Source organism: Tenacibaculum sp. A30 (assembly GCF_051200845.1).
In the GTDB taxonomy this organism is placed as follows: domain Bacteria; phylum Bacteroidota; class Bacteroidia; order Flavobacteriales; family Flavobacteriaceae; genus Polaribacter.
In genome coordinates, this window is sequence record NZ_CP195160.1 from 2,068,117 (window position 1) to 2,080,973 (window position 12,857).

Sequence of the window (12,857 nt, forward strand, 5' to 3'; positions counted from 1 at the left end):
AAACACCAATTATTTTAGTGTTATTTTTTATAAAAAGTTTAATACCAGCGTCTTTTCTTCTTTTTAGAAGCTTCTGATTTTCTTCCTTTTTTGTGTTTGCTAATGGTGTTTGGCTGCTTTTTAGGCTTAGGCTTTGCTAAAGGGAATGGATGATCTTCTATAACTTTTATAGTTCTATCCATAAATTCTTGAATAGCTTTGATGTAAGAAGTTTCATCGGCACTACATAATGAAAAGGCAATTCCAGATTTACCTGCTCTACCAGTTCTACCAATTCGGTGTACGTATGTTTCAGGAATGTTAGGTAAGTCAACATTAATTACTGCATCTACTTTGCTAACGTCAATTCCACGAGCAGCAAGATCGGTAGCAATTAAAATATTGGCTTTGTTATTTTTGAAATCTTCGATAGCTTGATTTCGTAAGTTTTGCGATTTATCACCGTGTACACTGGTTGCTTTGTATCCGTTTTTTTGAAGTGTTTTCTCCAATTTGTCAACTCCAAATTTGGTGCGACGGAAGATAATAATACGTCCATGTATAGTATTACGAAGCAAGTGTAAACATAAGTCGACCTTATGCTTTTTTGGTGTGTAATACAGTAACTGACCAATGTTAGTTGAGGTCGTTTCCGCAGGAGAAATATCTACCTTTTCAGGTTTGTATAACATCGACTTAGCCAAATCACTTACTTTATTAGGCATTGTTGCAGAAAATAGTAAGGTCTGTTTTTTACGCGGACACAATTCTTCAATTTTTTGTACATCTTCAATAAAGCCCATATCTAGCATTAAATCGGCTTCATCTAACACCAATGTTTTTAATTGACGAACATCAATACTGCCTTGTTGGTGCAAATCGATAAAACGACCTGGGGTAGTGATTAAAACATCCACTCCTTTTTCTAAAACATCTTTTTGTGGCTGTATGGCAACACCACCATAAATAACAGTAGTTCTTAAATTAGTGTATTTGCTATAGGTTTTAAAGTTTTCTTGAATTTGAATCGCTAATTCACGAGTAGGGCTCACCACTAACGCTTTTATCTTTTTGGCTCTTTTTTCAACATCAGCTTCTTCAGAAAGCTCTTGAATAATAGGCAACGCAAAAGCAGCAGTTTTACCTGTACCTGTTTGAGCAGCTACAATCACATCTTTTTTATTGAGTACTAACGGAATTACTTCTTCTTGTACCGGAGTTGGTTTGTGGTGTCTTTCTTCATTAAGTGCTTTTAAGATAGACTTGCTAAGTTGTAGGTCTGAAAACTGCATCAAAATATTTTTTGCAAAGGTAGGTTAAAAGGAATGATGAAACATTTATTTTATAGTATTTCAGAGGGCAAACTAAGTATAAAAGCCTTGTTAAAGGTACTTTTTACACTTTTTTGACAATTGATTTGCATTTTTCACGATAGGCTCTGATAATTTTGAGGAAACTTTAAAATTTGAAATTATGAATAGTATAAAAAAAGGCCTTCTGTTAGGAGTGTTATTGTTAACAGTAGTTTTTATTAGTGGTTATGCTACTAAAACTTCAGTACCTACTATAAAAGAGAAAACAGAGGTTGAAAAAACAGAAAAAAATCAAACGATTAATATGTTTGTAACACACGGACATTGTAGCACACCGTTTGGAGGTATTGTAGACGATTTAAAAGTGGAAATTCCTGTGCGAATGGATGCTGGAAATCCGTTAGAAAATATGCGTATTTCTTTTGAAGTAGATCCTAACTCATTTAAAGCATGTAGAGGTGATGTGGCTGATTTAACTGAAAGAGTTAAAACCAAAGGAGTTTTTATTAGCGATAACAACGAAAAAATAAGGTTTAAAACGACCAATGTGTATGTGATGGGAGTGGATTGGTATCAAATTAATGGTGCGATGTCTATTAAAGGAGTTGAAAAAGAAGTGAAGTTTTTTGCAACAGGAATTAGAAATTCATACGAAAGCATGTCTAGTGAATTAGTACTACAAGGTCAAGTAAATTTATTGGATTGGGGTATTGATTATGATAAGCTAGTAAACGGACAATCATTAGATGTACCAACAAAATGGTTGTATTTGAATATGAAAATTGAGTTGAGTTAATTAAGGAAATAAAAAAGCAACCTACTTGGTTACTGAGCGTAGCCGAAGTGAGGTTGCTTTTAGTTATATAGAGTTCCGTAATCGGAATATCCTATCCTAAGAAAGGGTAACGGTAATCAGTTGGAGAAACAAATGTTTCTTTGATTAAACGAGGAGATACCCAACGTAATAAGTTTTGGGCAGATCCTGCTTTATCGTTTGTTCCTGAAGCTCTTGCTCCACCAAATGGTTGTTGTCCTACTACAGCACCTGTTGGCTTATCGTTTACGTAGAAGTTACCAGCACAGTTTTCTAATGCCTTAGTAGCTTCAGCAATTGCATAACGATCTGTAGAGAATACAGCCCCTGTTAAAGCGTATTCAGAAGTTCCATCAACTAATTGTAATGTTTCAGCCCAATCAGCATCTTCGTATACATAAATAGTTACTACAGGACCGAATAATTCAGTTTCCATAGTCGTGTATTTAGGATTAGTAGTTAAGATAACTGTTGGCTCGATAAAGTATCCTTTAGATTTATCGTAGTTACCACCTGCAATAACTTCAGCATCAGCATCAGCTTTAGCTTGGTCGATATAGCTAGCTAATTTATCAAAAGATCCTTCGTGGATTACAGCTGTGATAAAGTTGCTCATATCTTCTGGAGAACCCATTTTAAAAGAAGCGATATCTTCTTTTACATAATTTAAAGTTTCTTCAGCTAATGATTTTGGTAAGTATACTCTTGAAGCTGCAGAACATTTTTGCCCTTGGAATTCGAAAGCACCACGAGAAATACCAGTAGCTACTTGCTTAGCGTTTGCTGATGGGTGAGCGATGATAAAATCTTTACCTCCTGTTTCACCAACAATTTTTGGATATGTTTTATAGATGTGGATGTTTTCTCCAATCTTCTTCCAAATATCTTGGAATACGTTTGTAGAACCTGTAAAGTGGATTCCAGCAAAATCAGGAGAAGCTAATACAACTTCAGTAATATCAGCAGGATTTCCTAATACTAAATTGATAACACCATCAGGTAAACCAGCTTCTTTAAAGATTTGCATAATTACGTTCGCAGAAAAAACTTGGCTACTAGAAGGTTTCCAAACTACAACATTCCCCATCATTGCTGCAGATGCAGGTAAGTTTCCAGCAATAGCAGTAAAGTTAAAAGGGGTTACAGCGTACACAAATCCTTCTAATGGTCTGTATTCAACGCGATTCCAAATTCCGTCATCAGAATTAGGTTGCTCACTGTAAATATCAGTCATATACTCTACGTTAAAACGTAAGAAGTCGATTAACTCACAAGCTGAATCGATTTCTGCTTGATGAACTGTTTTAGACTGTGCAATCATTGTTGCAGCATTAATCTTTGCACGGTAAGGACCTGCGATTAATTCAGCAGCACGTAAAAAGATAGCAGCTCTTTGCTCCCAAGGCATTTGTGCCCATTCTTTACGAGCTTCTAAAGCAACAGCGATAGCTTTTTCAGCGTGCGATTTGTCTCCAACATGATATTGCCCTACTACATGTTGATGATCGTGAGGAGGAGTCATGTTTTCAGTCTTTCCTGTTCTAACTTCTTCACTACCGATATACATTGGTACATCCATAGATCCGTTAAAATATTCTTTGTATTGTTTAGAAACTGCTTCGCGCTCTGGAGATCCAGGAGCGTATCCTTTTACAGTTTCATTAATGGCAGTCGGTACGTGAAAAAATCCTTTTCCCATTTTTGTATGTTGTTTGTTGAATTAAATTTCTTTCTTTGTTATTGAAAAGTCTTGAAAACTTTCTTAAAAAGACAAAGTTAAGGTTATTTTAGGAATATTTAGGTGGACAAAAGGCTTGAATTTAATAAAAGGAGAACAACATGTGTACGGTAACTTATTTACCTTTAAAGGATAATAATTTTATTTTAACTTCTAATAGAGATGAAGATCCGAAGCGTAAAACAATTGCGCCAAAAACTTACTGTGAAGAAGGAGTGAAGTTAACCTATCCGAAAGATGAGCTAGCTGGTGGGACATGGATTGGTTTAAGCGAAAAACACCGGTTGATTTGTTTATTGAACGGAGGTTTTGCCAAACACAAAAGAGCGGAATCTTACCGCATGAGTAGGGGAGTTATTGTAAAGCAATTACTAAAGGTTGATAATCCTTTTGAAATGATTGAGAATTTTAATTTTGAAGGAATAGAGCCATTTACAATTGTGTTGGTAGATTGGGTAAACGAACTAAAAGCATACGAGTTGGTTTGGGATGGAGTTGAAAAATATTTTCAAGAGTTAGGTAGTGAACCTAAAATATGGTCATCTTCTACCTTATATGGTGAAGAAATGAAACAGTTAAGAAGAGAATGGTTTTCAGAATGGTTGAATGCTACTCAAGAGATTAATCAGTTAAATATCGTTAACTTTCATCAAGATGAAACCAGAGGAACTCCAGAAATTTCATTAAAAATGAAACGTAGTTATGTTGAAACAGTAAGTATTACTTCTGTGGTAAAAAAAGACAATGAACTAACTATGACTTACTACGATTTACATTCAAATATTAACACAATACAAGAAGAAATCATTCGTTCGTAATTAAACCTATTTGGTATCTTTGCCAAAAATTTAATATGAACAAAAGATTACTATTGCTATTCTCACTTATTTCTACTTTTTTGTTTACAAGCTGCTTTGAGTTTGTAGAAGAAGTTAGCTTTAAAAAAGATGGTTCGGGTAGTGCTGTGTTAACTATCAATTTAAGTAAAAGTAAAACAAAATTAGCTTCAATAATGTTGCTTGATAGTATTAATGGTTACAAAGTACCATCTAAAACTACTATTAGAAACAAAGTAAACGAAATAGTTTACAAAATAAAGCAGACCAAAGGGGTTCATAACGTAAAAAACACGTTAGATTTTAACGAATTTATCGTAACTGTTTCGTGTGATTTTGATAATGTTGAAGCTTTGAACGAAGTGATTTCTAACTTCAGTTCAAAAAAGCATATAGAAGCGATTAAGAAGAATCAGCATTTCACATTTAATAAAGAAAAGAAAACGTTTACTCGTAGTCATCATTTCGATTTAGGAAAAGAGTTTCAAAAAACAAAAAATCAAGATCGTAAAGTATTTGAAACGGCTACGTACACGAGTGTTTATCGATTTGAAGAACCTATAAAATCAACTGAGAATAACCAAGCAAGAATATCAAAAAGTAAAAAAGCAATTATGCTGCATTTACAAGCGCAAGATATTATATCGAACACACAAACAATCAAAAATAAAATTCAATTAGAGAATTAAAATCAGGATGAAACCCACATGGTTAAAAATCTTTTAAATAGAAAGTATAAAGATTACTTTAATCATCAAAGGTTACTTATGATTTTAAAAAGTAAAAACAAACAGATGAAAAAAATTATTGCTACACTGCTGCTTTTAAACACAATTACAGTTATACAAGCTCAAAGATTAGAGACTAAAATACCTGAGAATGTTGATGTATTAATTTCTGCAAATGCAGAAAACTTATTTAAGTTAATCAATGTGTCAGATATTGATGAAAATGCTATTGGAAGAGAGATTTTAAAAGATTTAAATAGAGATTATAGGAATTACGAGGTTAAGTCTCAATCAGTAGTTGTTGATGAAAATCAAGAAAGAAGTAAAGATAATGAAGTAATTAAGCATAAAGTTTCTTCTGTAGCTAAGGCAGGTGTGAATATTAATGCAAACGCATATTATTTCTTAACAAAGACGGATAGCATTTCGTATCATAACTTTTATGTTGAGTTAAACGATAGAAAAACGTTTGAATCTTTGTTGTATGAACGCGAAAAAAAGAAACTTAAAACGGAAGGAAACTATAGTTACATCGCAGGACGTTCTTCTTTTAAAATTTGGAATGACCACACGTTATTACTTATAAACGGAAGTATGTCTTCATCATTTTTCTCTGATAACAAAGAGCGTTTAGAGCAATTAAAAGAAGAAGGAGAATACAATTATAACTTTAAGAGAAGATTAGCTAGAGAATGGTCGAAAGAATATGGATTGAATGTTTTTGATAAAAACTACTCTAAATCAATTGCTTCAAACAGAAAATTTCAAAAAAGTAAAAAGAAGAATTCATCAGCAACATTATGGGTGCGTAATTATGGTGAGTTAATGACAGATATTTTCAAATCTTTTGGAAACAGCTTTTATCCTTTGTATGCAGAAGGAAATCAAAATGTTTACGGAGTAGAAGAAGTAACAGCAAACTTGTTTTTTGAAAAAGAAGATGCAAGAGTTTTGTTAGATATGGCAGTTAGTTCTGATATGAAAAGGTCTTTTAAGAAGATTTATAATAAGAGAATGGATCGTAATTTAGTTAATAGCTTCGATCATGATAAAGCTTTAGCTTTTTGGAGTATTTCTTTAAACACTGAAGAAACGTTAAAACAGTATCCAGAATTGGTAAACAAAATGTACGGTGGCATTTTACCTAAGTTTCAAGAAGAAATTGAAATTGTAGGAGATTTATTTTCTTTAGTGATAGATGAAAAAGCAATTGGAGAATTAATTACAGGTGATGCGTTGTTGGTATTGAACGATTTTGCTAAACAAGAAGTTGAGTACACTACTTATGAGTATGATAAGAATTATAAGCGTAAAGAGGTAACAAAAACAAAAGAAGATTTTGTGCCAGATTTTACATTAATGATTGGCTCTGAAAAAGAAGATTTATTAAATAAGTTTTACAGAATAGGAGAAAAGCACAAGGCGGTAAAAATTCAGGATAATGTGGTTGAGTTTGTAACTAAAAAAGCTGATTTACCATTTGGGTTATACTCAGTGGTTAAAAACGATGTGTTGTATTTAACGACCTCTAAAACTGGAGCATTAAATATTGCAAACGGTACTACAAATTTCAATACTAAAAAACACAGTAAATTAGTTAGGAATAACTCAACAGTATTATATGTTGATGTAAATGCTGTTTTAAACAAAGTACCAAACGAGTGGATGAGTAAGTCAGAAAAAGAAGCGTTACATTTTTCTACTGAAAACATGAATGATGCTGTGTTTAGAGTGTCTAGAATGAAAGGGAATACAATTTCTTCTGAGTTAAAACTTTCAACACAAGGTACAGAAGAAAACACCTTAAAATTATTATTAAAGTTTATCAATTCGGTAGCTAAATAAACTGAATGATAAAAAAAATAGCATATACCTTTCTTATAGTATGCTGTATTATAGTTACGGTTGGGTTTTTTAGGTATAATCCAACCGTAATTTATACAGAAAAGGTTCCTGTTTCTGCAGAGGCGGTTGTACATATCAACCTTCGAGAAATAGAATACAATATACTTACCAGTTTTTTAGAGCATCCATTTTCTCAACTAGACTTTAAAAAATCATCTGCAGTAAAAGAAAAACAACGCTCGTTGTTAGATCAAATTGAAATTCCAAGTAATGTGTTTCTGTATACCAATAAACAAGAGTTTAAAGGATTTTTAATCAGTAATAAAGTTTCGGTTAAAAATAATTTTGTTGAAGTTTTAAAAGAGACGGGATTTAAAGAAGAAAAGGTAGGTATAACTACCATTTACAGGAAACAACAAGTTACTTGTGTAGTTAACAATAATAAAGTTCAAGTACTATTTAAGATTGATAAAAGTGCTAAGGTTTCTAATGAGTTAATAAAGGCTCTTGATAAAGGGAATTACTTTTCTGATGATGCTGAAATTTTTTCGAATATTAAAAAGCATAAAAGCCCGATAGCATTCAGTACCAATAAAGGAGACTTTTTCAAAGTCTTGGTTGATGAAGGTCAGTTAAGTATTGAAGGGAAATTAAATGAAAATAACGATATTTTCTTACCTTTTAAAGCTGGTTTTGAAGCTGATGCTATCACTATTATTTCAGGGAAACTAAATATAAAAAAGTTAGTCAATATTTTGCCTGAAAATGCTTCAGGAAAATTTAAAAAGCTTACTACATTATCGTTGGATTCTATCACGACTAAATGGAATGGGGTAATGGACTTTAACCTCTCTTCCTTTGTTACGAAATCAGACACTATTGTAACTTATGAGTACGATGATGACTTTAACAAGGTTGCCAAAAAAGAAATTCAAAATACAATAACTCCTAACGTAACTTTTAATTTAGAAGGAGAGGGATTATGTGAGTATTTGCATGAAAAAGAGGTAATCAAAAGAGTAAACAATAGCGAAGTGTTAACTCTTATGCCTTTATTTACTACCTATAGTTTTTGTAATGAGGGAGAGCTACAATTCACTTCGCAAAAACAACCAGTTTTAAATAAGCTTAAAAAACTTGATGATAAGTTTTATTTTTTGTTTGATGTGGCTCAATATCAAGCTAAAGATAGGGGCGTATACTCCTTCAAAAACAAATATCTAGATAAAGTACAATCAATACAATTGTTTGTAGCTAGTAGTAATGACTTAAAAGCAACAGTAAAGTTAAAAAATACTTCAAAAAACTTCTTTTTACAACTATTGAATTAAAAATTAATACAGAGCGAAAGTTATAATCCACACAACTAGAATACCTATAAACATTAAGTTTATAAAAACGGTGTTTACAATAAAGTATTTTACTAGGGTTTTAAAGAACGACTGCCCGTAAAGCTTTTTCATTGCTATAAATAAATATAGTAAAAAAAGCACTGAAAAAATTGTAGGTAAATTATTGCCACTTTTATTGATGAAGCCTATAATGTAAAAAATACTGGCGAGTAAGAAAAATACGGTTTGAACATGAAAAACAAACACTAAATGCTCAACATAGGTAAATTTTCTTCTAATATACATAAACGACAAGAAGAGTGTAAACAGTGGAAGTAGTACAAATAGTGAAATTGAAATATGTGAATATAGTTGTTTGTTAAATTTTGAATGCTCTTCATCACTTCTAAGGTAAGAGTTTACAAGTTTTACCTTAGAATACAAGAACCTGTTGCTGAAATTTTTCTCAATACCTAAACTATCTAAAGCTTTTTCAGAAGAAAGAGTTGGATTTTTTTCTTCAAACTTCGATAGTAGAATTGTTGTAGTTGTTAACTATTGAGTCCAGTTGAGGTACCGAATCTTTTTTGTTTTGATTTAAAGAGTCTAATTTCTTTTGATTGATCTTTATTTCACCGAAAACTAAATCGTGTAATTGACCAATTCTGAGTATTTTTTCTTGATTATTTTCGTTATTAACACTTATAGGAGATGATTTTTCAAGAGTTCCTTTTCTAAGTCTTTCAAAATGGTCGTAACTATTAATTGCTCCCAAAATCAAAAAGAAAATAATTGTTGTAGCTAAATAAAATCGAAACGGATTGGTGTATCGAACACGTTTTTCTTCAATATAATCTTTTGAAACCTTTCCGGGACTAATCAATAAAGGAATTAAGGTTCTCCAAAACTTTGTATCTAAAGAAAAGAATCCAGCAAAAAGTTCACGAAGAAAGGTTGCTAAGGTAATTTTTTCACCTCTGTTTTTTTGTCCGCATTCAGGGCAGAATTTCTAATTATTGGTAAAAGGACATCCGCAGTTAAGGCAGTTAGCATCTCTTACGACAGGAACTTTATTTTTTTAATCATTTAGTTTAAAGTAGGCGTAGTAGTTAGTTGAAATGTAGGTATGGTTACTAAAAACTCTTCAAGGGTTTTGGTATTAATCATTTTATAGTTGCCACCCATGGCTCCAGTTGTAGAGAGTAAAAAGCAGTTAGATCTGTAATTGTAAACATCGTTTGGTTGTAAAATAGGGGTTTCGCCAACAACACCTTCACCTTCTACATATTCAATATTGTTAAGAGCATCAAAAATTACCCAAAAACGTTCCAGGAGCTTTACCGTTTCTTTCGATTTGTTTTCAATAGTAATATAGTAGCTAAAGGCATAATACTGCTGATAGCCCTTGTACACGGTATTCTTAAAAGAAGTTTTTACCGAAATTTTTATCCCCTTAGTTACTTGCTGAAACATAGGATAAAGATAGTTCTTTTTCACTTTTTAGTCAATGTTTATTGTAAGGCTTACCTATTTTGATTAAAATAACCGTTGCCAACACCTATAACTCTGTCATAAATTTCACCAAACGGTTTGTAGTAAACAATTACGGTATATTCGTTTTCGGTTTGATAAAAAGAACCGTCAATTTCATGTAGGTTTATAGAATTGTTAGAGTTTAAAGTAGCGTAACTGTAGTTGTAAAATCCTTGTTTAAAAGGTAAAACAGCTTTGTATATACTTTGACTAGAATCATACGACATTTTGTTTTCTTCTGATAATTCATAATTATTGAAAGCGCCATACACATACACGTCTTTGTTTTCATAAGGTTCAAAAGAATCTAATGAAAAATGGACTAAAGAGTAATCAGCTTCGGTATCATCTTGTTCGTTGTTTGCATCACGTTCGGTAGTTCTTATTACGAATTGTCCGTTAATATCAGGATTGTAGGTGTAAGGTTTGTCCGCTCTGGGTTCATCGGTGTATAAATAACTGTGATATAAATTGTCACGTGTAACTCTAGCAACATTTAAACTGCTACTTCTAATATATTTGGTGTCAAAATTTAAAAACTCATTACCTGCCCAAAAATTAGTATCTACAGTGTGGTTGTATAATAATTGATGAGGTTTTGTAAAAACAGGTTGTAAATTGTTAATGGCGGTGTTCCAATTGTGATTTTGAAAAAGTGTTACATTAATTTCTTGTGCAGGATTGTTGATTTGTAAGTTCGGATGATTTATTGAAAATTGAACAGTTTGTTGTTCGTTAGCTGTAGCGGTATTTCTACTTCTAAAAACAGCCACACCTACGGTGGTTATATCTTCATAAAATACACATTTTCTAGTGAAAACAACCTCGTAATTTTCATCAATAACAGAAATTAAATAATTGCCACTTTTAGTAATAATGGTGTTTTGATTTGGTATTTCAACCCAATAATGCGTGTAGGGTTGAAGTGTGTTGAACGAATTTGAAAAATTGATGATTTCGTTTTGCTCAAAACCTTGAATGTATTGGTTGCTAGTCATAGAGCTAGGTTTCCAATCATGTGTCATGTGTTCAATTTTGTATTGATATTGTTTGCTATCAGCCTCTAAATCATCAAAAGATAGTTTTAAAACATCTCCTAAACGTACAATTGGTGCGTATTGTTCAGAATTGTGCTTAGGACGTAGTTGAACTGTTTTTATGTTTTGAGCATAGTTTGAAATAGCACAGAAAAAAACAAGTATAAGTAGGTTTCTTAATTTCATAATGTAACAAAAATATCAAAATATACGCCAAAGACAAGGTTTTTATTTAGAATAAATATAAATAAGAAGATAAAGTAAAGATATGGATTGTTTTGTTCTGTAAAGGGGGGTAAAATTTTTAAATTTGCGTGTTTTTAAGAAAATCAAATTAATCAGTTCCTATGTCAAAAGACATCCGTATTAAGAAAGGCTTGGATATCAAGCTAGTTGGCGAGGCAGAACAGGTAACTACCGAACTTCCATTAGGTGGTGTATTTGCAGTAAAGCCAGATGATTTTCACGGCGTTATTCCTAAAATTTTAGCAAAAGAAGGTACAGAAGTAAAAGCAGGTGAAGCACTTTTTCATGCAAAAAGTGACGAGCGTATTTTATTCTCTAGTCCAGTTAGTGGTAAAGTTACGGAAATCGTTCGTGGAGCACGAAGAAAAGTTTTAGCAATTAAAATCACTGCTGATGCACAGCAGGAATACAAAGATTTTGGTAAAAAAGATGTTGATGCAATGTCTGGAGAAGAGGTGAAAAACCACTTATTTGCTTCAGGTTGTTGGCCGTTTGTAAAGCAACGTCCATATGACGTAGTTGCAAATCCAAATCAAGCACCAAAAGCTATTTTTGTATCAGCCTATGCAAGTGCACCTTTAGCAGCAGATTATGATTATGCGTTAAAAGGTAAAGAAGCAGAGTTACAAGCAGCTTTAACAGCGTTAACAAAGTTAACTACTGGTAAAGTACATGTTTCTGTAGCAGCAAATTCAACATTATCTCCATTTAATGGGGTTAAAGGTGTTGAGTTACATAAAGTTTCTGGTCCACACCCTGTAGGTAACGTAAGTACTCAAATTGCACAAATTGATCCTATTAATAAAGGAGAAGTTGTGTGGGTAGTAACTCCACAAGACTTAGTTGTTATTGGGGAGTTATTATTAACAGGTAAGTTTAACGTTACACGTACAATTGCTTTAGCAGGTTCTAAATTTAACAAACCACAATACGTAACTGCTAAGGCAGGAGCGCAAATTGCTGATGTTGTTAAAGGAAACTTAGAAACTACTAATGCACGTGTTATTAGCGGAAACGTGTTAAGCGGTGTGCAAGTTGGGGAAGATGGTTTCTTAGGATATTACGACAATGTAATTACTGCAATTCCAGAAGGAGATGACTATGAATTCTTCGGATGGAATAAGCCAATCTTTGACAAGATATCTACTTCTAGAGCATTGACATTCTCTTGGTTAAACCCGAAGAAAAAATATGACTTAAATACGAATACTAACGGTGAGCACAGAGCATTTGTGGTAACTGGTTCGTATGAAGAAATTTTTCCGTTAGATATCTATCCGATGCAATTATTAAAAGCTTGTATGTATAAAGATCTTGACGAAATGGAAGGATTAGGAGCTTATGAAATTGCACCAGAAGATTTTGCATTAACAGAATTTATTTGTGTATCGAAACAACCTCACCAAAAAATAATTCGTGAAGGATTAGATTTAATGAGAGAAGAATTAGGATAAGAT

At 32.5% G+C, this 12,857-nt stretch carries 11 protein-coding genes; 6 read left to right on the forward strand and 5 right to left on the reverse strand.

What is annotated here, in order from left to right:
• Positions 1–38: 38 nt before the first annotated feature.
• Positions 39–1,271: a DEAD/DEAH box helicase gene (locus ACR9ES_RS09945; RefSeq protein WP_435254108.1), complete on the reverse strand. Its 1,233-nt coding sequence runs from the start codon at positions 1,269–1,271 to the stop codon at positions 39–41.
• 181 nt (positions 1,272–1,452) lie between these two features.
• On the opposite strand from ACR9ES_RS09945, the gene ACR9ES_RS09950 reads away from it, so the two are divergent.
• On the forward strand, positions 1,453–2,088 hold the full coding sequence (locus ACR9ES_RS09950; RefSeq protein ID WP_274635294.1) for a YceI family protein: 636 nt from the start codon (positions 1,453–1,455) through the stop codon (positions 2,086–2,088).
• 91 nt (positions 2,089–2,179) lie between these two features.
• Here the strand turns inward: ACR9ES_RS09950 and pruA are convergent, their stop codons facing one another.
• A complete protein-coding gene (pruA, locus tag ACR9ES_RS09955) occupies positions 2,180–3,805 on the reverse strand; it encodes an L-glutamate gamma-semialdehyde dehydrogenase (RefSeq protein ID WP_274635295.1) in 1,626 nt (541 codons plus the stop codon).
• A gap of 140 nt (positions 3,806–3,945) precedes the next feature.
• On the opposite strand from pruA, the gene ACR9ES_RS09960 reads away from it, so the two are divergent.
• The 4 genes from ACR9ES_RS09960 to ACR9ES_RS09975 all read left to right on the forward strand — a co-directional run bounded on the left by ACR9ES_RS09960 (position 3,946) and on the right by ACR9ES_RS09975 (position 8,584).
• The gene (locus ACR9ES_RS09960) at positions 3,946–4,662 is read left to right on the forward strand and encodes an NRDE family protein (RefSeq protein ID WP_435254109.1); all 717 of its coding nucleotides are present in this window, start codon (positions 3,946–3,948) and stop codon (positions 4,660–4,662) included.
• A gap of 35 nt (positions 4,663–4,697) precedes the next feature.
• Positions 4,698–5,369, forward strand: coding sequence for a hypothetical protein (locus ACR9ES_RS09965; protein WP_435254110.1), 672 nt, complete (start codon positions 4,698–4,700; stop codon positions 5,367–5,369).
• Between the two features lie 105 nt (positions 5,370–5,474).
• The gene (locus ACR9ES_RS09970) at positions 5,475–7,253 is read left to right on the forward strand and encodes a hypothetical protein (RefSeq protein WP_435254111.1); all 1,779 of its coding nucleotides are present in this window, start codon (positions 5,475–5,477) and stop codon (positions 7,251–7,253) included.
• Between the two features lie 5 nt (positions 7,254–7,258).
• The gene (locus tag ACR9ES_RS09975) at positions 7,259–8,584 is read left to right on the forward strand and encodes a hypothetical protein (protein WP_435254112.1); all 1,326 of its coding nucleotides are present in this window, start codon (positions 7,259–7,261) and stop codon (positions 8,582–8,584) included.
• A gap of 520 nt (positions 8,585–9,104) precedes the next feature.
• On the opposite strand, the gene ACR9ES_RS09980 is transcribed toward ACR9ES_RS09975, so the two are convergent.
• The 3 genes from ACR9ES_RS09980 to ACR9ES_RS09990 all read right to left on the reverse strand — a co-directional run bounded on the left by ACR9ES_RS09980 (position 9,105) and on the right by ACR9ES_RS09990 (position 11,340).
• On the reverse strand, positions 9,105–9,551 hold the full coding sequence (locus ACR9ES_RS09980) for a DUF3667 domain-containing protein (protein ID WP_435255642.1): 447 nt from the start codon (positions 9,549–9,551) through the stop codon (positions 9,105–9,107).
• A gap of 119 nt (positions 9,552–9,670) precedes the next feature.
• Positions 9,671–10,057 carry a Co2+/Mg2+ efflux protein ApaG gene (apaG, locus tag ACR9ES_RS09985; RefSeq protein WP_435255643.1) on the reverse strand — a complete coding sequence of 129 codons (387 nt, stop codon included), beginning with the start codon at positions 10,055–10,057 and terminating at the stop codon, positions 9,671–9,673.
• A gap of 50 nt (positions 10,058–10,107) precedes the next feature.
• Positions 10,108–11,340, reverse strand: a complete 1,233-nt coding sequence (locus ACR9ES_RS09990; protein WP_435254113.1) for a DUF5103 domain-containing protein — start codon at positions 11,338–11,340, stop codon at positions 10,108–10,110.
• Between the two features lie 161 nt (positions 11,341–11,501).
• On the opposite strand from ACR9ES_RS09990, the gene ACR9ES_RS09995 reads away from it, so the two are divergent.
• Entirely contained in the window at positions 11,502–12,854 is a 1,353-nt protein-coding gene (locus tag ACR9ES_RS09995) for a Na(+)-translocating NADH-quinone reductase subunit A (RefSeq protein ID WP_435254114.1), read from the forward strand.
• The last annotated feature ends 3 nt before the right edge of the window (positions 12,855–12,857 follow it).